We start from the raw sequence: 18,492 nt of genomic DNA on the forward strand, positions 1-18,492 counted from the left end.
TAATAATCACCCATACTGGCCGTTTCTATCTGAGATCCAATTAGGAAACAAAGCCGTGTTTTCTTCCTGTGATTTTTATTTTATCGATGATTTACTTGTCTCAGCCGAGGAGCGATACTAGCTATCCAACGTATTCTGAACTGAAAATACAGGTTGAAAACCAACCATTGACGTTTCAGTTTGGCTTGTTATGGGCTTTGTTGCGTAATTTAGTGGAACTAAACCATGAACCTTCGAGCTGATCAGCTACCTCCACGACTTCTTGTAGCCCTATGCCTAAACGCCGTTACAAAACAAGCATTCATTATCTATGGCTCTCTGATCTTTTGGGTTGATGAAGAAGCGGTAAGTGGATGGGCGCAAAGTAAACAGAATAAACGCGTAGGCCACGTCGGTTCAGCTGTTACGACAGCGCTCATGGTGAAACGAGTAAGACGGGAAATAGGCTTATTGTTGACCTTATTTTTATCTTGGAGAGAAAAATTTGTCGCCAGTTTGTCGCCATTAGTAATTTTATTTTGTGGTAAGTGTCTGTTTTAAATTGACTTTTCTTATCGTTGTATACAATGGCTTCACTGATTCAATCTGGCCTAGATCTGACACCAATCATTACTCACCACTACAAAGTGGACGACTTCCAGAAAGGCTTCGACATGATGCGCTCTGGTATGTCTGGTAAAGTAATCCTTGATTGGGAATAAGCAAAAGGAGTAAACACTCCCGAGCTTCCTGATTAATTGAAAATGCCTCAAAGCGATTTGGGGCATTTTTGTATCTAAATTCTAACTAGGGTTAACTTATCTCTCTGTCACTTAATGGCCATTTTACTGCCCAGTAATCTCTAAAATACTCAATAAGCAGTTACATCTTATTGTTTTACTATTGAAGAGAGGGCTCATGGCTTGTAAACCACTTGCACTAATAATAACTGGACTATTATTAACGCCGAATTTTGCTAGCGCTAGGGACGATATTTCGAAATCTGAAAGCGATCAGGCAGCAGAACAGGCAGCAAAGGAACTTGCAAACCCAAACACAGCTTACGCTAGCCTTAATTTAAAGCTCCAGTATTCAGGTGGTTACGATGGTGGAGGGGACAGTTTCGCTACAGTATTACAGCCGACACTGCCGTTTCCCATGGATAACGGCGACAAAGTGATCTTCCGCCCGGCCATCTCTTATGTACAGAACGATTTCCATGTGGACGCACCAGCAAGCTCGCAACACACGGAGCAGTCAGGCTTTACAGACATCTCATTTGATTTAGCTTATGCGCCTAAAATGGAGGGCGGTACTATTGTCGCGTTCGGTATCTTTGCTTCGTTGCCAACGGGCAGCAGTGACTTAACAGCGGATCAATTTGCTGTCGGACCAGAGTTTATGGTCGGGAAAGCGAGTAGCGAGCGAGTTGTCGGTATGTTCCCAAATCACTTATATGGCGTGTCTGGAGACGGAGCCGATCATTCTGATACTCGAATCAACAGGACGTCGACACAAGTGTTTTGGGTGGAGATCTTAGGAGGCGGTTGGACGGTAGGCTCTGCGCCGACATTCTCGTATGACTGGAATAAGGATCAGGCGGAAATTCCGTTAAATATCAGCGTTAGTAAAACTACTGTCCTGAACGGACGCCCTTGGAAGTTGGGCATTGAAGCGAATTACTATATCGAGAAAGATGAAAAGACGCGTCCAGACTTTATGTTGAGCTTTAATATTAGCCCTGTGGTGGAAAATAAACTGGCGTCTTTACTTGATTAATTTAAGTGTGAAAGAATAGAAATGAAAAAGGCAGAACGATCATCGTTCTGCCTTTGTGTTATTGGGTTAGTGAGCTTCAATTAACCCGCAGCAGCCTGCATGATGAGGCCACAGATGTAAGCGCCGTATGTGCCGAGTGCGTAACCCAATACCGCCATTAGGATACCTACTGGTGCTAATGCTGGGTGGAATGCAGCCGCGACGATAGGTGCCGATGCAGCGCCGCCTACGTTAGCTTGGCTACCTACAGCCATAAAGAACAATGGTGCACGAATTAGCTTCGCCATCACAATCATCAGAAGGGCATGGATAGTTAACCATGTAATACCAATGAAGAAGTAACCTGGGTTGTCTAAGATAGCTGTCACATCCATTTGCATACCGATAGTTGCAACTAGGATGTAGATGAACGCTGAACCAACTTTAGACGCGCCGCTGTGCTCAAGGCTGCGTGTAGATTTGAAGCATGAAGCGATCAGCGCGAACGTTGTTACCATTACGATCAGCCAGAAGAAGCCGGATGTTAGGCTGTATTTTGCAAGCTCTGGCGCGTTGGTTGAGATCCACGGTGCAATCATGTCACTGAATAAGTGAGCCAGACCTGTTAATCCGAAGGCAATGGCCGTGATCTTCATGAGATCGGTTGTGGTTGTTGGACGAGCGTTCTCTTCTTGGTATTTAGAAACCGTCTCTTTTAGCTCTTCGATAGATGATGTGTCAGCTTTTAGCCATGCATCAATCTTCTTCTGACGACCTGCCATGATAAGCAACACAGCCATCCAAATGTTTGCACAGATAACGTCTACCGTAATCATTGCTGAGAACAGTTGGTCATCAACTTCAAATACTTCTTTCATTGCTGCTTGGTTTGCACCGCCGCCGATCCAAGAACCAGCAACAGTTGTAAGGCCACGCCATACATCGCCAGATACGAGGTCAGGGTTAACTTGGTCGATAATTAAAATCGCCAAAGGGCCACCAATGATGATGCCGACAGTACCCGTTAGGAACATGATGACGGCTTTTGAGCCAAGGCCGAAGATTTTGCGTAGGTCAGCTGAGATGATCAGTAGAACGAGTGCGCTTGGTAATAGGTAACGACTTGCAACAAAGTACAGCTTTGAGTTTGATGCGTCGATGATGCCGAAACTGTTCAATAAAGAAGGAACAAAGTAACAGAGCAATAGACCCGGAACGAACGAGTAGAATTTTTTCAGTGCGCTATTTTGGCTACTTTCCGTGATAAAAACACCGCCAAGAATAACAGCTAACATGCCCATTATTACAGCATCATTAGTAATCATTATTATATCTCCTTTAAGGTGAGCGCAAAGGTCTCACTTTTTGAATTGCAGGACTATACCGACAACCGCCATTCGTTACAAATTGTAACGATAGACATACTTTGAAATGTTTATGTTAATTTTGATGGTTTGAATTTGTGAATGTCGTGCGTTATTTATTTGATTGATGAATGGGTTTGTTGAGGCTTTTGCGGCGGATTTAGATATATGCAATGTAATTCAAGCCTTAGAGAGTGGTCGCTATGATTTAGGTGGATGTTTGAATGGCAGGAATGAGTGCATATATAGCCATGTTTATGGTGTGGTTTATGCAGGGTTGGAATGTTTCAATAATGTAAAAATTGAATCCACTTTTGCTATGTGGTCAGAAATTAAAAATTTTAGCTAGATCACACAAATATCTCGGATTATGAGTTTCAGAACCTGATACTTATGTTCATTTGACGTTTTGTAGGGGTTAAATGAAAGAAAAAGCGGCTTAAATAGCCGCTTTTGATGGTTGCATTGCATGGTCATCTAGAGCTGTAGCTTAGACTTCTGCTTAAGACTCTTCTTCCTCAAAGCCATCTGCATAACCTTTGGGTGGTGGTGTCCAACCACGTTCAGATCGAGAGTGTTTGTCTGAACGGTCTTTCTTCATGTCTTCTTTCATCGCATCTTCAAGGTGAATGAAGATTTGTCGGTAGTTGTTGTCGTAGCGTGGATTTTCTTCAGCCTCAGACCAAGCTTGGTAAAGCTTTTCAGACTTACGGCTCTCTACGCGTTGATACGTCGATTTTTGCTGTTCGACGAAGAATGGATGATGACCCAAAGAGCGCAAGGCTTGTGCGCCCATTTCAAGAGCAGAATGGTAGGTCTCTGATTCCACAAAGTCTGCACCTGCTTCTCGTAAGCGATAACTATGACCACGGTCGAATGCGCGGGCTAAGATTTTCACTTTAGGGTAGGTGTGTTTAACGTACTTCACTAACTCAACGCTTGAGTCTTGGTTATCGATTGCTACTACTAGCATTGCCGCTTCTTCGATTCCGGCGGTATGCAACAAGTCGTGACGAGTTGCATCACCAAAGTAAGATTTGATATTGATAGAGCGCAGTAAGTCTACTTGGTTCGCTTGGTGATCCAGAACCACCGTATTGACATCGTTCGACACCAACAGGCGGTTAACGATTTGACCGAATCGACCAATGCCCGCAATGATAACGGTGCCTTTCTCTTCAATAGTATCTTCTTCGCGGTCGTTAGATTTTTGTTCGTAACGAGGCAGAATCACTTTATCAAATAGAATGAATAACCCTGGTGTTAGGAACATTGAAAGTGCCACAACCAGAGACAATGTTTGGACGATGTCAGCAGGTAATACGTGGTTTTGAGCAGAGAAGCTCAGTAGTACAAAACCAAACTCACCGGCTTGCGCCAAGCTCAATGTAAACAGCCAACGGTCACTGTTTTTGATTTTGAAGATCAATGCCAACGTAAATAGCACTAAGGCTTTAAGAAGCATGACGCCAAGGGTGAGGCCAATGATCAAACCAAAGTCGTTGAATAGAACATCAAAGTTAATGCCTGCACCTACGGTAATGAAGAACAAGCCAAGTAGCAGCCCTTTAAACGGGTCGATGTTAGACTCAAGTTCGTGGCGGAATTCACTGTTCGCTAATACCACACCTGCAAGGAAAGTGCCCAAAGCCGGTGATAGGCCGACTAGGCTCATTAATGCAGCAATACCAATCACCAACATCAGTGCGGTTGCAGTAAAGATTTCACGCAGACCTGAGCTTGCTACAAAGCGGAACAGTGGACGACTCAAGAAGTGCCCACCGACCACAACAATCGCAATAGATGCTGTGATCACTAGGCCATAAGCCCAACCGGGTAGGCCAGCAACAAGACTCAACTCTTCATGGTGATCAGAAGCCGAAGCGACCGCGCTTTGTGCAGCTTCGATTAATTCTGGCAACGCCAATAGAGGGATAAACGCCAACATAGGGATGACGGCTATATCTTGGAACAGTAGGACTGAGAAAGCGTTCTTGCCGCCTTCTGTTTTGGATAGCCCTTTTTCGTTAAAGGTTTGGAGAACAATCGCGGTAGATGACAGTGCGAAGATCAAACCGATAGTCAGCGCAATGGTCCAAGGCTGTCCGAAGAAAAGGGCGATACCCATTACAATTGCGGTCGTGCCACCAACTTGCAGGCCACCTAGCCCCATAAGTCGGTTCCTCATTGCCCAAAGCATCTTAGGTTCAAGTTCAAGACCGACTAAGAACAGCATCATAACCACACCGAACTCGGCGAAGTGTTGGATAGTTGTGGTCTCTTCACCCACTAGGCCAATGATTGGGCCAATCACAACACCAGCAATGAGGTAACCCAATACAGAACCAAGGCCAAGTCTTTTGGCAATAGGCACGGCAATAACTGCTGCGACTAAGTAGATAAACGCTTGTAGAAAATATCCCGTCATTATTTAACCTCTGCCATTAGTTCTTCAACGTAGTGGTTTAGCTTTTCTGCCTTACTGGCTTTTTTGATATTGATCTCGCCAGCAACCAACGCCTCTAACAGTACTTTATAGCTATCGACATGCTCTTGAATGCGGTTCTCTTCCAACGCGGTACGCGAGCCAAATAACGCAAAGGGCGCGAGGTAGTTCATCCCACATAGAGAAGCGGTTTGTTCGATTGGGTGAAGCAGTTCTCGAATCGTGAAATGGTTGTAACCATCAGTTTGGTAGGCGTCTTTTTTGCCACCGGCAGTAATGCTACATAACAAGTTCTTGCCTTGTAGTTCGTTGCCATCGGTGCCGTAAGCGAAGCCGTATTCTAGAACGAGATCTTGCCACTCTTTAAGAATTGCCGGTGTTGAGTACCAATATAGTGGGAACTGAAAAATGATGATGTCATGGTCTAACAGACGTTTCTGTTCTCGGTCGATGTTGATTTTAAATGTTGGGTATTCAGCGTAGAGATCGACGCAGGTAACCCCGTCAATGCGCTTGGCTTGTTCAAATAAGGGTTTGTTTGCTTCAGAACGGTGTTGAGAAGGGTGGGCGAATAGCACCAAAACTCGATTTTTCGACATATAGCCCTCTTTGTCCATTAACGAATAATATTTATTGGAATTATAGTTATACAATAATAGAAGAATGGTTGAACAACAACGAATTAGCCCATACCTCTTTGTTTAGATACGAGTGCTTTTCTGCGTTTAATTATAATAAGACAACAGTCATTTTGTGCCTTTCAGGCGCAAGTAGCCGATGACTGAGTAAAACTAATTATTCATGAATAGTAAAAGCGAATATGGGCATTTTATGTCACCGTTGGTGGGTAACTTAAATAATCCAATAACCCTACATAGAACGATAATGAATAAAGGAAAAAACTATGAGCATGGACTTGCGTCAACAATGTGATTTGTTGCTTTCCGGTCATATAGAACCGACACCTGCACAAACATTCGCTCAGATGGCTGAATGGTGTGAAACACATAATGTGAGCCATGATAGCTACGGTGATGGCGAGTTTATCGAGAGCTTTGAAAACAAGGTCGCAGAACTGCTTGGTTATGAAGCCGCCGTGTTTGTGATTACCGGCACTATGAACCAACCCACAGCATTAGAAATTGCGTGCCAAGAGAAAAGAAACCCAGTAGTAGCGATGCATGAGTCGAGTCATATCATGCGTCATGAACGCCAAGGGTATCAGCTCCAAAATCGATTCAACGTGCTTCCGGTCGGCAACGTATTTCGCACTTGGAATGTCGACGACTTAAAGGCTTGGCCTGATGAGATTGCCGCGGCATTGTATGAACTACCGATGCGAGAGATTGGTGGTCAGCTGCCTGAGTGGGAAGAGCTTGAAGCGATAAAGCAGTACTGCAAAGAACAATCGATTCATCTGCATATGGATGGTGCGCGTTTGTGGGAGTGCGGCGCGTATTATCAAAAGCCATACAGCGAGATTGCTAAGGGGTTCGATACGGCTTATGTTTCGCTGTACAAAGGGTTAAACGGTCTTGGGGGGTCACTCTTATTAGGTGACAAGGCTTTCGTAGCAAAAGCGTCGGCATGGATGAAGCGTCAGGGCGGAAATGTTTATCATCGCACGCCTTACGTGGTTTCGGCAGCAATGCAGTTTGATGAGCGATTAGAACTGATGCCTGCTTTATACGAACGCACCAAACAGGTTTATCAAATCCTACAAGATTACCCTCAGTTTACGATTAACCCGCAACAACCGCAGGTCAACATGCTTCACCTCTATTTACCTGTGAGCTACGAAGACGGCATTATTGTGAGAGACAACATAGCGAAGAAACACAAGGTTTGGATAGGAAATCCAGCGATCAGCGAATTGCCAAACCAATGTAAGATTGAATGGTATGTTGGTGATAACTTACTGAATCTGCCTGATCATGAGCTGATCGACATTCTTGATTTTATTAACGAAGAGCTGATTTGATTACGGAAAAGTTGATTTGATTACAGAAGAGCTGACTGCAGAAGAACGGATCTAATGGAAATGGATACAGGAAATCGGTCCGGTATCCATTTATGCAGCTAGGCCGGCGGGCTCTGTCACATATACTGGTTGATGTACACGTCGACTAAGAACATGAACACTGGAACCGTACTGAGAAGCCCGAAGAAGACGATTGGCACCCAGTTTTTCATTTTCTTTTTAGGTTGCTCTGTATTGTTCATAGGTTCGGCCTTAAATTCGTTGTTGAGTCTGCGCTTAGGTTAGAGCTGAATGGTATCAAATAAATGGGTTGAGCCCTATGCGGATATAGAGAACCGTGGTGTGTATCAATCACATAAAATGTAAGTGATTCATAAACGGTTCATAAAGGTTCAACAATAATGAACCTATTACAACAATCAATGCCTTACTCGGCATATTAAATAAACAGCATTCAAAGATTTGGAGAATACAGAATGAAAACAATAGGAAACATCATTTGGTTTCTGTTCGGTGGCGTATTTATGGGGCTAGCTTGGTGGTTCTTCGGACTGCTCGCATTCCTAACCATCGTTGGTATTCCATGGGGCAGAGCATGTTTTGTTATGGGTAACTTCTCATTCTTCCCATTTGGTCAGGAAGCAATTTCTCGTGATGAGCTGACCAATGAAATGGACATTGGCACGAGTCCGCTAGGTGTGATTGGTAACATTATTTGGTTCTTGTTTGCGGGTATCTGGCTGGCTATTGGTCACATCATGTCAGCTGTGGCTTGTTTCATTACCATCATCGGTATTCCGTTCGCGATTCAACACCTTAAACTAGCGGTTATCTCGTTGGCGCCAATCGGTAAGACGGTTGTCGATAAACGTGAAGCAGAAGCGGCACGAGTGAGAAATTATAAAGGTTAAGGCTTCAATTTGAGCTTTATAGAATTGAAAAGCACATCGCATGATGTGCTTTTTTTGTGCTTCTGTTTTTATCTCTCGATGCTCATATCACAAACAATAACTAAACGTGCTTGAGCTAGACATTGTTAAACAGGACTTCAAGCCGAAGGGTGATGTTCGCTTCTTCGGTATGTTTCTCATTGGGCTCTCGTTCCCATTGATAACGAGGAGTGAGTTCGTAGAACAGCCACTCTTTCCATACATTTTGTCGGTAGGTAATCGAAACTTGAGCGTATTCGTAATGATTATAAGGCTCATCTGTTGCATTAATCGTGGCGCTATATTGCAGCGCCTGGTCTTGAGAAAGGTAGTGATACAAGGTTAATCCCGTACCATAGTTCCAACCTTTAAGATCGTCGTTATAACCTGCAAAGCTTGACCATCGAGCCAAGAAATCATCACTTAAGGAAAGATCAAAATCGATGTCAGTGATTTCGCCAGTCTCTTGTTTTTCTTGATATACACGCTGGGTAAGCCTGAATACCGCATCGGTTGTGAGAGGGTAGGTAAAACGATAGCGAGCTTCGATACGTGGTCGTAATGTCGCCTTAATATTGAAGCTGCTATATCCCTTGGCATAGGCGTCGTAACGCAGACCAAGTGCACTTTCTAATTCCTCAGAATCTTGTGGGAAGAAATCCAAGAACTCTTCATCGCTAACCGATTCATAAATCAATTTGAGGCGTTTGCTAACAAAGGGTAAATGCAAGCGTGCGTTGAGCTTGGTTGAGTAATCTACATCACCACCTTCTGAATAGATGAAATCATTGTACCAACGCACCGAGGTCCCAGCTCTAGCATCTTCCGTAATACGGTCATCAACAAAGAAGCTATCGAACCAGATTGCGGGCTGACAAAACCTGCTGTTTAGGAAGTGATAGGCTTTCTCGACACGTGTGTCTTCCAGCGGCTGGCTGTGACACTCGTCCTTTTCCTCCGCGAGGGCAGAGTGGGTAGCGAGTGATGCCAATAATGAAGTGCTAACTATCCAACGACTCAATGGAACCTATATGGCATTTTATATATCAATAGGTTGACTATAACCAAGCAATTTAAACAATGCGAACTTTTCATCACGAGATGTCGCCGTTAAATCTTGTGAGGCCAAATAGGAAAGGTTGTATTAGTTAGTAGGGTCTGGTTGACCTAAATTAGCAGGGAAGGTTTAGTTTAGGATGAGAAAACGGGCTCTTAAAGAGCCCGTTGTACGTTTCGTTTTTGTATATATTTCTAGATTACATTGCCGCTTCGAAAATCGCAGAAATTTCTTCGTGAGTCGCTTGTTTAGGGTTTGTGAAACCACAAGCGTCTTTCAGTGCGTTGTCAGACAGAGTTGGGATGTCTTCGAGCTTAGCACCAAGTTGCGCGATACCCGTTGGGATGTTTACGTCGTTTGCAAGTTGAACAATCGCATTGATAGCCGCTTCTGCACCTTGCTCTGCTGTCATGCCTTCCACATTCACGCCCATTGCTTTTGCAACATCACGAAGACGCTCAGGACAAACTTGCGCATTGTAGCGTTGAACGTGTGGTAGCAAGATAGCGTTACATACACCGTGTGGAAGGTCGTAGAAACCACCCAGTTGGTGCGCCATTGCATGAACGTAACCCAGTGACGCGTTGTTGAACGCCATGCCAGCCATGAATTGTGCGTAAGCCATTTGCTCACGCGCTTCAATGTCTTCGCCGTGTGACACTGCAGTTCTTAGGTGCGCTTGTACAAGTTCAATCGCTTTAATCGCTACAGCGTCTGTGATTGGTGTTGCTGCGATAGAAACGTAAGCCTCGATTGCGTGGGTTAGCGCATCCATACCGGTTGCAGCAGTTAGTGACGCAGGCTTAGCAAGCATCAACTCAGGATCGTTTACTGAGATAAGCGGTGTTGTGTGCTTGTCAACGATCGCCATTTTAATGTGACGTTCCTCATCAGTGATGATGCAGAAGCGTGTCATTTCTGATGCTGTACCAGCCGTAGTGTTGATAGCGATAAGAGGCATCATTGGCTTTTCAGATTGGTCTACGCCTTCGTAGTCTGCAATCTTGCCGCCGTTAGAAGCAACCAGAGCAATGCCTTTTGCGCAGTCGTGTGGAGAACCGCCACCTAGAGAAACAACGAAATCACAATCGTTGTCAGTCAGCAATTCTAGACCATCGTTCACGTTCGTGATGGTTGGGTTTGGTTGAGTGCCATCGAATACAACTGCGTCTACGCCTCGCTGGCTAAGAAGGTCTTGTACCTGCTTAACTACACCAATTTGATTCAAGATCTTATCAGTTACGATCAGACCTTTTTTAAAGCCTTGAGACTGAATACTATCAGCAGCATCCTTCAGACAGCCAGTACCCATGAAGTTGATTGTAGGGATGTAAAATGCAGTAGACATTGGAAAACTCCGTTAGTTATGATTTTTAATTTCCTACATGTTGTCGGCATTCAAGTGGTCGACCATTGATCTGGAACAACTTTGAATTCGAACTACCACTTTGTGGCTAGTCGTTGTGATAGGGCTCATATAGCAATCGTTTTCATGGTTTTTGGCTGTGTTGATTGTCAGTAATAGATCGCGATAAATCGACTAAATTAGAGACAGTATGGAGCTCTATAACAATGAAAAATAAGGTTTTTCATTGAAAACTCTTCTAGTTAGGCTGGTGTCGACGTTTTATCTGAGTCATCGCTGCATTCAATTTCAGGTTCTTGTGACTCTTCAGAATCAAGCGTGTCTTCTGACTCCTCGTCATAGTATTTGACAAGAAAAGGGGTAAGCATGACAGACGATGGTAAAAAGTGCTTCATAGTACCTCCCGGTACCTAAGTGTATTTATTGTATGGTATTGGTTTAATATGTGGCAAAATTTGCGATACATCATGACTTGTGGCTTGTTTTCTATAAATTATTAGAACTATATTCAGGCTCACAAAATTGGTAGTAGAATGAACATCTGGTCTTTGAGCCAATGAACAACTAAAGATAAACGCAGCTCAACAGCGTGATTAATAGGAAATAAAATGAAGTACGACTGGATATTCTTTGATGCAGATGAAACCTTGTTCCATTTTGATGCTTATCAGGGAATGAAGCTGATGTTTTCTCGTTTTGGTGTGGACTTCAACGAACAGGATTATTCCGTTTATCAAGAAGTTAACCTACCACTATGGGTAGACTATCAAGATGGTCGCATTACGGCTGATCAACTGAAACACACGCGCTTCGAAAGCTGGGCTGAGAAATTAGAGACAACAACCGCTGCTTTAAACAGTGCATTCTTAACAGCGATGGCGGATATCTGCTCTTTATTACCGGGTGCACAAGAGTTGATGGAGTCTTTAAAAGGCAAAGTGAACATGGGCATCATCACTAACGGTTTTACAGAGCTGCAGTCAATTCGTTTAGAGCGTACAGGAATGACGGATTACTTTGAGCACGTGATAATTTCTGAAGAAGTGGGTGTTGCTAAACCAGATGCTGAAATCTTTGAACATGCACACAAGCTTGTTGGCTTACCAGCAAAACGACGCGTATTGATGGTCGGAGATAACCCACATTCAGATATTCTAGGCGGACTAGATTTTGGCATTGAAACTTGTTGGTTAAACAGTCAAGAAAAGGCAACGCCAGCGGGTATTAACCCTCATTATCAAGTTAAGTCTTTAGCTGACCTGCAAGCACTTCTATTGGCATAATTGCTAATTGCTAATTGCTAATTGCTAATTGCTAATTGCTTTTAGATTTTTGAGTGAATGATTGATAGCCGAGTGCAGTTATGTGCTTGGCTACTTATTTTTACCTACTGCAAGTTATCGATAGTGGTGCTTAAGCCTATCTTTGCTTTAAGCTCGCTTTAATTAGACCATTACAATAAAGAAAAGGAAGAGGCGTGCTGAAATCTCATCGCCATAGCTGCTACGGCATTGCTGCCATTTTACTTTGGAGCTGCTTAATTGCGCTTTCTCGTAGCGTATCAGAACAACTAGGCCCAATCGGTGGCGCTGCCAGTCTTTATACGGTGAGCTCAATTTTGTTGGTCTGTGTTATGGGTTTACCTAAGCTGTCACGCTTCTCTAAGTCGTATCTGCTGATTGGTGGTGCTCTATTCGTTTGTTATGAGATCTTCTTGGCTCTGGCTTTAGGGATGGCAAACAACCGACATCAAGCCTTGGAAATGGCGGTTATCAACTACCTTTGGCCTGCATTGACGGTGTTGTTCGCTGTGCTGCTTAGCGATAAAAAGATTAACTGGTTGGTTTACCCAAGTATCTTCTTAGCCTTCTTTGGTGTGGCTTGGAGTATCAGCGGCGATCAGGGGCTTTCTGTTGATCAAATCGCAGCCAATATTGCAACTAACCCTAAAACCTATTCAATGGCGTTTTTCGGCGCGATTATTTGGGCGGTTTACTGTAATTACACTCAGAAAGTGGCGAAAGGGCAGAATGCGATTGTGTTGTTCTTTATCGCGACTGCAATCACCTTATGGATCAAATACGCATTGAGTAACGAAACCGGCATGGTGATGACAACCAATGCTGCAATTGACTTAGTGCTGGCCGGTGTGTGTATGGGCGCAGGTTACGCGCTTTGGAATACAGCGATACTTGGCGGCAATATGGTCTTCCTAGCGACTATGTCTTATTTCACGCCTATTTTTGCGACCTTACTGTCTTCCATGATTTTAGGTTTGTCACTGAGCATGACGTTTTGGCAGGGCGTGTGTATGGTCACTGTGGGGTCACTGGCTTGCTGGTGGGTAACAAGAGAAAAAAAGCCGACGGTTACGGCGTCGGCTTCTAAAAAGGTTCAATCAGAGTCTTAGTTCGCGAGAAATTGATTGGTTAAGTCTTGGTTCTTAACTTTCGACTTTTAACTCGCGATATTGAGATTCAATTGAAGTTCATAAGGCATCTTCGATAAGCGTCGCTTAAGTTGGCGGCGCGTTCGTTCAATATCATCGACTGCAATGGCTTGTTGGTCGTTGGTATGAATATCAACGTTGATTCTTAGCTCAGGACCAACCTTAGTCACACCCATCAGCTCCAAATCTTGATCCGCTTCTTTGTCTACCGCGACAACGTTCTTATCCACTGCATCACAAATATCTTTGGTCGCCGACATCATAAGTAGTTCGCGCATTGCTTCACGTAACATGTCGAAAGGTACTTTGATGAAGTAGAAAGACATTAGTAACATCATCATAGGGTCGGCATACACTGCGTAAGCCGCAAGAGGTGAAAACGTCATTGACCATGCTACTAAGAAACCAGCGGTTACCGCTACACTCAATAGTGTATCCATCTGCCATTGTTTAGACTCGGCCTGAACCAGCCCTGAAGAGATACGTTTGCTCTTGTTAGCGATGTACCACCAAGCGTAACCACAACCCAACACATTGAAAATACCAAACAAAGTTGCGATAGAAGCATCCACCTCACGACCGCCTGTCATCAAGGCACCAATCGCAGAGTAAAGTGAATAACCAACCACAAGCAGAATCACAACGGCTTTAATGGCAATAACAATCGGTTCGATAATTGCTCGACCAAACGGGAACTCAGTGTCCGAAGGGCGATTGATGTATTTCGAGGCCGCTAGTGACAATAAAGTTAACAGTAAGCTGATAAGAGAATAAACACCGTCAAATACTATGACCAGAGAGCCAACGATAAGACCCAACACCAATCCGCCAATAGCGAAGCCTGATGCTAAAAGGGCTGAGAACAATAGTACTCGATTTTCGTTTTGGCTTTTCCTGTCACACATAATATTTTCCAGATGTTTTTGATAACTTCATTGTTCTAATATTGAGCTAACTTTACAAACTTTATCTGATGACGTTTATATGTCTTATTTAACCAATACATATAAATTCATTAAATTCAGTGGTTTAAGTTGAAAGTCAGGTGTCAATAAAACTGACGTTGAGTGTTTTTTGGGGATGATGTGCAACTGAAATAGGATCGTTTATGATTAATAAAACACATTAGTCGCTAAGGTCTTATTAGTCCTCTAGATTTGGCTGCGACTGCGATGGACAAGGAATGAATCGATATGAAGTTTGACGATATCAATGATAACGAGTTGTGGGCGATTGCTAACCCGATCATGGATAACCTGATGGATGGTTCAACCAAGGTTGATCATGAACAGCACTGTCGAGACTTTACTCAAAGAATGAAAGACATTGTTACGCCAGAATATTTAGAAAAGGTGTGTCACCATTATCAGCACAGTAATGGCTTTTTTGCTGAGCGTGAGCCAGTGGCGCTATTCAGACGCTCTGATTCCATCGCCTTTGTCTGGAAGCAAGCTTATACCATCGCCAAAGGTGAGTTTGTCGCCGAAATGGTATTGGTTGAAGAGGATGGACGCTACTTAGTGGATCACGTAATGGTTTTCTAAACGGTTTAGTCTTTGGTTATATCAGTATTAGGCTGCATCAGTCTTAGACCGCAAAAGGCGGCGCAGGCAATAGCTCGCGCCGATCTTATATTGGGAAGATAAAATTAGATATTGGGAAGTTAAAACTAGAAATCAAACAAGTAATCACTCAGCTGATCAGCCAACCAATTCATTCCTGGATGTTCGGCCATGCCAGCCGCAGTAAACATACAGTAGTCTTCTTGAGTCAGACCATACGTGTGTTTGATCACCGCTAACTCTTGTTCACGTAGCAAGTGACGAATCAATGGTTCTGGCATTACGCCCCAGGCCTCTTCACGTAAAATCGTATCCAACATAAAGTCGAAGCTAGAGAAGCCGATGTAACGGCGCGAGAAGGGCTCAAGTTCAGGGTTATCCTTTTCATTAAGGTAAACCATGGTCGCTTGCATCGAATTTCTCAGTACTTCATCAGACACTCGTCGCATCGCGCTCAAATCATGCCCTTTCTTACAAACAGACATCATTCGAATCTTACCAAGTGGGTTGTAGATAATTCTTGGGTCATCGACACGTTCGTAATCGACGCCAAATGCGAAGTCGACTTGCTGAGTTTCAACTAGGTTAGCTAAATCGCCGCTCGACGCGAGAACGAAGTTGAATGAGGTCGAAGGGTACTTGTTATTGAGAGCGTGCGATAAATCCTGCCACATCTCATCGGGTAATGAGTCATCTCGTGCAATCCAAATCTCGGCGTTGAATTCGCCAGACACATGCAAGCAGGTTTGTTTAATACGTGCCGCTGTCACCAACAGGCCTTCGCAATCTTTGTAAATCGCTTTGCCTGCTTCAGAAAGTTCAACGTGGTTTCCGCTACGTACAAACAACTCGACATCTAACTCTTTTTCCAAGGCTTTAATCGACATGCTGAGCTTGGTTCGGTTGCATTCTAGCTGGCGTGCAGCTTCAGAGACTGATCCTAAATCAGCAACGGAACAAAAGGCTTGGACTTGAGAAAGGTTCATTTCATTTCCATATTAAGCGGGGGGCTGGTGCATATTATCTGAATATTGTGCTGACTATCTTAGAAATAGTCCATCTTTGCATGATAACTCTATGACGAATTGACTAATTTGGTTTACTCTGGGGGGTTCCGAACCTACAAGAAGTAAAGATGGAGGCCATGATGGCGAAACAATGGGACGAGTACGCCGTTGATTGGGATAAAGATCCCGCGACCGCAGTATTCGCACAGTCCGTATTTGACCAGTTAACACAGCTCGTTGACTTAAACGGAACCCGTGTCCTTGATTTTGGTTGTGGTACAGGACTACTCAGCCAGAAAATATCTCCTTTAGCAAAAGAGATCATCGCACTCGACATCTCCGAAGGGATGATTGAAGAGTTAGATAAGAAAGAGCTACCTAACGTTGAACCGGTTGTTGATATTTTATCGCGCGGACTAGCAGCGCAGCACCCAGCATTCAGAAACCAATTTGATCTAGTGGTAGCCTCTTCGGTGTGTGGTTTTATCCCGAACTTACAAGACACAGTCAGTCTGATTTACACGCTGCTTGAAAATGACGGCACGTTTGTACACTGGGATTGGTACTTAGAAAACGGCAGTGAAGACTATGGCGTAAGCCAACAGCGCTCAGAGAATGTCTTGAGTGCAGCGGGCTTTGCAGTGGTTGAAGTCTCTACACCATTCTCGGTTGATACACCACAAGGTGAGTTAAAAGTGCTGATGGGTGTTGGACGTAAACAAGTACTTCCTCACCTGTAATTACTGCATCATGTGTAATTAAGAGTATTGCCTTTAGCTAACTCTGACAGCGCTAACCTAAATAACGAAACCCACATTAACGGCCTTAAAGCCAGTTATGTGGGTTTTTCTATTTTTACGGCTTCGTGTTTTAAACGGACTATTCCTATTCCTAGTGTCTTAATGCCGGCTAACTTCAAGTATCTAGTTTCCATTTTGGAAAAGCAGTCTTGCATACATTTCATTAGTGGAAATGTAACGGTGAGATATAAAATAAGTCCATAACAATTTTAAGGGTTTAATCATGAGCCACCAATCTGCGTCATCTACTTCTTCACCACTTTCAGAGCAACAACAACGCTTTAGCAATATCATTTCAGATGCCAATCTGTCTCCAAAACAGAAATCGAGTTATCTTGCCTTAGAAGCTGAAGCTAGCCTACCGTACATGCCGGTAAGCAATGAAGTAGAGCAAGCCTTACAACAAGGTGTGCTATGTGACATGTTTGAAGGCCATGCACCATTTAAGCCGCGCTATGTGCTTCCCGATTATTCTAAATACTTACATCAAGGCTCAAAGTATTTAGAGCTTAGCGCGGCAACTAATTTCGATGAAGCATTGAACATGCTCACCATCCTCTACCACCACGTGCCATCCGTAACATCAATTCCGGTTTATTTAGGTCAGTTGGATGATGTGTTGATGCCTTTCGTTGGCGAGTTAACGGAAGGTCAGCTTTATCAAAAGCTTAAGCTGTTCTGGATCATGCTGGACCGCACACTACCAGATGCGTTTATGCATGTGAATATCGGGCCAACAGACAATGTTATCTGCCGTACTATTTTACGTGTCGATGCTGAACTTAAGCAGATTGCCCCTAACTTGACCTTTATGTATGACCCAGCCGTGACGCCTGATGATCTGCTTCGTCATGCGGCGAGCAACATCTGTGAATGCAGTAAGCCACACATTGCCAACTACCCAGCGCATGCTGCGGCTTATGGTGATAAACGATTTGGTATTGTGAGTTGCTACAACTCACTGCCTTTAGCTGGTGGTTCTAACACTTTAGTACGCATGAACCTTAAGCAGGTAGCATTGAAGTCTGAAGACAGTGCTGATTTTTTGCAGCAAGTGCTACCAAACTACAGCGCTATCATGGTTGAGTTGATGAACGCGCGTAGCCGATTCTTACATGAAGAATCTAACTTTTTTGAGGGTTTCTTAACCCAAGAAGGCTTGATTGAAGAAGACCGTTTTGCGCCAATGTTCGGCATCTACGGTATGGCTGAAGCCGTGAACATCTTGATGGAGAAAGAAGGCCAAGCAGGACGCTATGGTCACGATGAACAGGCTAATCAGCTTGGCCATCGTATCTCTGAAAAGCTGGCTGAGATCGTTGAAAGCTCTGAAGTGAAGTATGGGTTAGAAGGTAAAGCTCTGCTGCATGCTCAAGGCGGTATTAGCTTAGATGAAGATGTGACGCCGGGTGTTCGTATTCCTTATGGTACCGAACCGGATCCAGTCTCTTACGTTCGTGCTACCGCTGGTCACCATAAGTTCTACACCTCGGGCATCAGTGACATTCTGACCATCGACGAAACAGTGAAATCTAACCCTGAAGCGATGTTTAACTTGTGTAAAGGTGCGATTCAAGCGGGTTACCGTGAGTTCACGGCTAACGTGGCATCAAACGATTTGGTTCGTGTGACGGGTTACATGATTAAGCTGTCTGACATTGCAAAATACGACGAGCAAGGCTCACGCACCAATACCACCTTCTTAGGTGCTGAAGCTGCGAAGAACACGGGAATACTAGAGCGTAAACCACGCGTGGTGAGCTTAGAGATGTCGCCGACATACGAATAGCTTTA

General features: G+C 44.0%; 18 protein-coding genes and 2 pseudogenes. 11 read left to right on the plus strand and 9 right to left on the minus strand.

Features of this window, described 5'->3' with window-relative positions; all coding sequences use genetic code 11:
* Nucleotides 1-303: 303 nt before the first annotated feature.
* From ACED45_RS12755 to ACED45_RS12765, 3 genes and pseudogenes are all read left to right on the plus strand, one after another.
* Nucleotides 304-432: pseudogene (locus ACED45_RS12755) on the plus strand (IS5/IS1182 family transposase); the annotation flags it as partial.
* A gap of 125 nt (nt 433-557) precedes the next feature.
* A pseudogene (gene tdh / locus ACED45_RS12760) lies at nt 558-701 on the plus strand (L-threonine 3-dehydrogenase); the annotation flags it as partial.
* 196 nt (nt 702-897) lie between these two features.
* Nucleotides 898-1,758: a hypothetical protein gene (locus ACED45_RS12765; RefSeq protein WP_371714185.1), complete on the plus strand. Its 861-nt coding sequence runs from the start codon at nt 898-900 to the stop codon at nt 1,756-1,758.
* Between the two features lie 80 nt (nt 1,759-1,838).
* On the opposite strand, the gene ACED45_RS12770 is transcribed toward ACED45_RS12765, so the two are convergent.
* A complete protein-coding gene (locus ACED45_RS12770; protein WP_132815905.1) occupies nt 1,839-3,062 on the minus strand; it encodes a DUF819 family protein in 1,224 nt (407 codons plus the stop codon).
* Between the two features lie 166 nt (nt 3,063-3,228).
* Between ACED45_RS12770 and ACED45_RS12775 the strand changes: the two genes are divergently transcribed.
* Entirely contained in the window at nt 3,229-3,450 is a 222-nt protein-coding gene (locus ACED45_RS12775) for a hypothetical protein (RefSeq protein WP_055319420.1), read from the plus strand.
* 153 nt (nt 3,451-3,603) lie between these two features.
* Here ACED45_RS12775 and ACED45_RS12780 read toward each other — a convergent pair whose 3' ends face one another.
* A complete protein-coding gene (locus tag ACED45_RS12780; RefSeq protein ID WP_123306048.1) occupies nt 3,604-5,529 on the minus strand; it encodes a monovalent cation:proton antiporter-2 (CPA2) family protein in 1,926 nt (641 codons plus the stop codon).
* Nucleotides 5,529-6,146: an NAD(P)H-dependent oxidoreductase gene (locus ACED45_RS12785; RefSeq protein WP_055319422.1), complete on the minus strand. Its 618-nt coding sequence runs from the start codon at nt 6,144-6,146 to the stop codon at nt 5,529-5,531. The genes ACED45_RS12780 and ACED45_RS12785 overlap by 1 nt, the downstream gene beginning before the upstream one ends.
* Before the next feature lie 305 nt (nt 6,147-6,451).
* On the opposite strand from ACED45_RS12785, the gene ACED45_RS12790 reads away from it, so the two are divergent.
* The gene (locus tag ACED45_RS12790) at nt 6,452-7,528 is read left to right on the plus strand and encodes a threonine aldolase family protein (RefSeq protein ID WP_371714186.1); all 1,077 of its coding nucleotides are present in this window, start codon (nt 6,452-6,454) and stop codon (nt 7,526-7,528) included.
* 116 nt (nt 7,529-7,644) lie between these two features.
* Here ACED45_RS12790 and ACED45_RS12795 read toward each other — a convergent pair whose 3' ends face one another.
* Nucleotides 7,645-7,770, minus strand: coding sequence for a hypothetical protein (locus ACED45_RS12795; RefSeq protein WP_017060906.1), 126 nt, complete (start codon nt 7,768-7,770; stop codon nt 7,645-7,647).
* Between the two features lie 234 nt (nt 7,771-8,004).
* On the opposite strand from ACED45_RS12795, the gene ACED45_RS12800 reads away from it, so the two are divergent.
* Nucleotides 8,005-8,439: a YccF domain-containing protein gene (locus ACED45_RS12800; protein ID WP_032544929.1), complete on the plus strand. Its 435-nt coding sequence runs from the start codon at nt 8,005-8,007 to the stop codon at nt 8,437-8,439.
* A 115-nt stretch (nt 8,440-8,554) separates the two neighbouring features.
* Here ACED45_RS12800 and ACED45_RS12805 read toward each other — a convergent pair whose 3' ends face one another.
* From ACED45_RS12805 to ACED45_RS12815, 3 genes are all read right to left on the minus strand, one after another.
* Nucleotides 8,555-9,478, minus strand: a complete 924-nt coding sequence (locus ACED45_RS12805; RefSeq protein ID WP_285954642.1) for a hypothetical protein — start codon at nt 9,476-9,478, stop codon at nt 8,555-8,557.
* Nucleotides 9,479-9,713: 235 nt separating this feature from the next.
* A complete protein-coding gene (yiaY, locus tag ACED45_RS12810; protein WP_146490110.1) occupies nt 9,714-10,862 on the minus strand; it encodes an L-threonine dehydrogenase in 1,149 nt (382 codons plus the stop codon).
* A 260-nt stretch (nt 10,863-11,122) separates the two neighbouring features.
* Entirely contained in the window at nt 11,123-11,275 is a 153-nt protein-coding gene (locus ACED45_RS12815; RefSeq protein ID WP_017060903.1) for a hypothetical protein, read from the minus strand.
* Between the two features lie 213 nt (nt 11,276-11,488).
* Between ACED45_RS12815 and yjjG the strand changes: the two genes are divergently transcribed.
* Both yjjG and yddG read left to right on the plus strand, forming a co-directional pair.
* A complete protein-coding gene (gene yjjG / locus ACED45_RS12820) occupies nt 11,489-12,163 on the plus strand; it encodes a pyrimidine 5'-nucleotidase (RefSeq protein ID WP_371714187.1) in 675 nt (224 codons plus the stop codon).
* Between the two features lie 194 nt (nt 12,164-12,357).
* A complete protein-coding gene (gene yddG, locus ACED45_RS12825; protein ID WP_102431506.1) occupies nt 12,358-13,290 on the plus strand; it encodes an aromatic amino acid DMT transporter YddG in 933 nt (310 codons plus the stop codon).
* Between the two features lie 47 nt (nt 13,291-13,337).
* Here the strand turns inward: yddG and ACED45_RS12830 are convergent, their stop codons facing one another.
* Nucleotides 13,338-14,234 (minus strand): cation diffusion facilitator family transporter, encoded by an 897-nt coding sequence (locus ACED45_RS12830; RefSeq protein ID WP_055319427.1) that lies wholly within the window; start codon nt 14,232-14,234, stop codon nt 13,338-13,340.
* 288 nt (nt 14,235-14,522) lie between these two features.
* Here ACED45_RS12830 and ACED45_RS12835 point away from each other — a divergent pair, with 288 nt between their 5' ends.
* The gene (locus tag ACED45_RS12835) at nt 14,523-14,873 is read left to right on the plus strand and encodes a hypothetical protein (RefSeq protein WP_048663383.1); all 351 of its coding nucleotides are present in this window, start codon (nt 14,523-14,525) and stop codon (nt 14,871-14,873) included.
* 125 nt (nt 14,874-14,998) lie between these two features.
* Here the strand turns inward: ACED45_RS12835 and ACED45_RS12840 are convergent, their stop codons facing one another.
* A complete protein-coding gene (locus tag ACED45_RS12840) occupies nt 14,999-15,877 on the minus strand; it encodes a LysR family transcriptional regulator (protein WP_019825766.1) in 879 nt (292 codons plus the stop codon).
* A 161-nt stretch (nt 15,878-16,038) separates the two neighbouring features.
* On the opposite strand from ACED45_RS12840, the gene ACED45_RS12845 reads away from it, so the two are divergent.
* Both ACED45_RS12845 and ACED45_RS12850 read left to right on the plus strand, forming a co-directional pair.
* On the plus strand, nt 16,039-16,638 hold the full coding sequence (locus tag ACED45_RS12845) for a class I SAM-dependent DNA methyltransferase (protein WP_102431508.1): 600 nt from the start codon (nt 16,039-16,041) through the stop codon (nt 16,636-16,638).
* Nucleotides 16,639-16,921: 283 nt separating this feature from the next.
* Nucleotides 16,922-18,487, plus strand: a complete 1,566-nt coding sequence (locus tag ACED45_RS12850; protein ID WP_371714188.1) for a YjjI family glycine radical enzyme — start codon at nt 16,922-16,924, stop codon at nt 18,485-18,487.
* Nucleotides 18,488-18,492 lie beyond the last annotated feature (5 nt).

This window comes from Vibrio crassostreae (genome assembly GCF_041439375.1).
Lineage (GTDB): Bacteria > Pseudomonadota > Gammaproteobacteria > Enterobacterales > Vibrionaceae > Vibrio > Vibrio crassostreae_D.

Coding starts and splice junctions, on each gene's coding strand:
- ACED45_RS12765 (WP_371714185.1), top strand. CDS start 898: ATGGCTTGTAAACCACTTGCACTAATAATAACTGGACTATTATTAACG.
- ACED45_RS12770 (WP_132815905.1), bottom strand. CDS start 3,062: ATGATTACTAATGATGCTGTAATAATGGGCATGTTAGCTGTTATTCTT.
- ACED45_RS12775 (WP_055319420.1), top strand. CDS start 3,229: ATGAATGGGTTTGTTGAGGCTTTTGCGGCGGATTTAGATATATGCAAT.
- ACED45_RS12780 (WP_123306048.1), bottom strand. CDS start 5,529: ATGACGGGATATTTTCTACAAGCGTTTATCTACTTAGTCGCAGCAGTT.
- ACED45_RS12785 (WP_055319422.1), bottom strand. CDS start 6,146: ATGTCGAAAAATCGAGTTTTGGTGCTATTCGCCCACCCTTCTCAACAC.
- ACED45_RS12790 (WP_371714186.1), top strand. CDS start 6,452: ATGAGCATGGACTTGCGTCAACAATGTGATTTGTTGCTTTCCGGTCAT.
- ACED45_RS12795 (WP_017060906.1), bottom strand. CDS start 7,770: ATGAACAATACAGAGCAACCTAAAAAGAAAATGAAAAACTGGGTGCCA.
- ACED45_RS12800 (WP_032544929.1), top strand. CDS start 8,005: ATGAAAACAATAGGAAACATCATTTGGTTTCTGTTCGGTGGCGTATTT.
- yiaY (WP_146490110.1), bottom strand. CDS start 10,862: ATGTCTACTGCATTTTACATCCCTACAATCAACTTCATGGGTACTGGC.
- ACED45_RS12815 (WP_017060903.1), bottom strand. CDS start 11,275: ATGAAGCACTTTTTACCATCGTCTGTCATGCTTACCCCTTTTCTTGTC.
- yjjG (WP_371714187.1), top strand. CDS start 11,489: ATGAAGTACGACTGGATATTCTTTGATGCAGATGAAACCTTGTTCCAT.
- ACED45_RS12830 (WP_055319427.1), bottom strand. CDS start 14,234: ATGTGTGACAGGAAAAGCCAAAACGAAAATCGAGTACTATTGTTCTCA.
- ACED45_RS12835 (WP_048663383.1), top strand. CDS start 14,523: ATGAAGTTTGACGATATCAATGATAACGAGTTGTGGGCGATTGCTAAC.
- ACED45_RS12840 (WP_019825766.1), bottom strand. CDS start 15,877: ATGAACCTTTCTCAAGTCCAAGCCTTTTGTTCCGTTGCTGATTTAGGA.
- ACED45_RS12845 (WP_102431508.1), top strand. CDS start 16,039: ATGGCGAAACAATGGGACGAGTACGCCGTTGATTGGGATAAAGATCCC.
- ACED45_RS12850 (WP_371714188.1), top strand. CDS start 16,922: ATGAGCCACCAATCTGCGTCATCTACTTCTTCACCACTTTCAGAGCAA.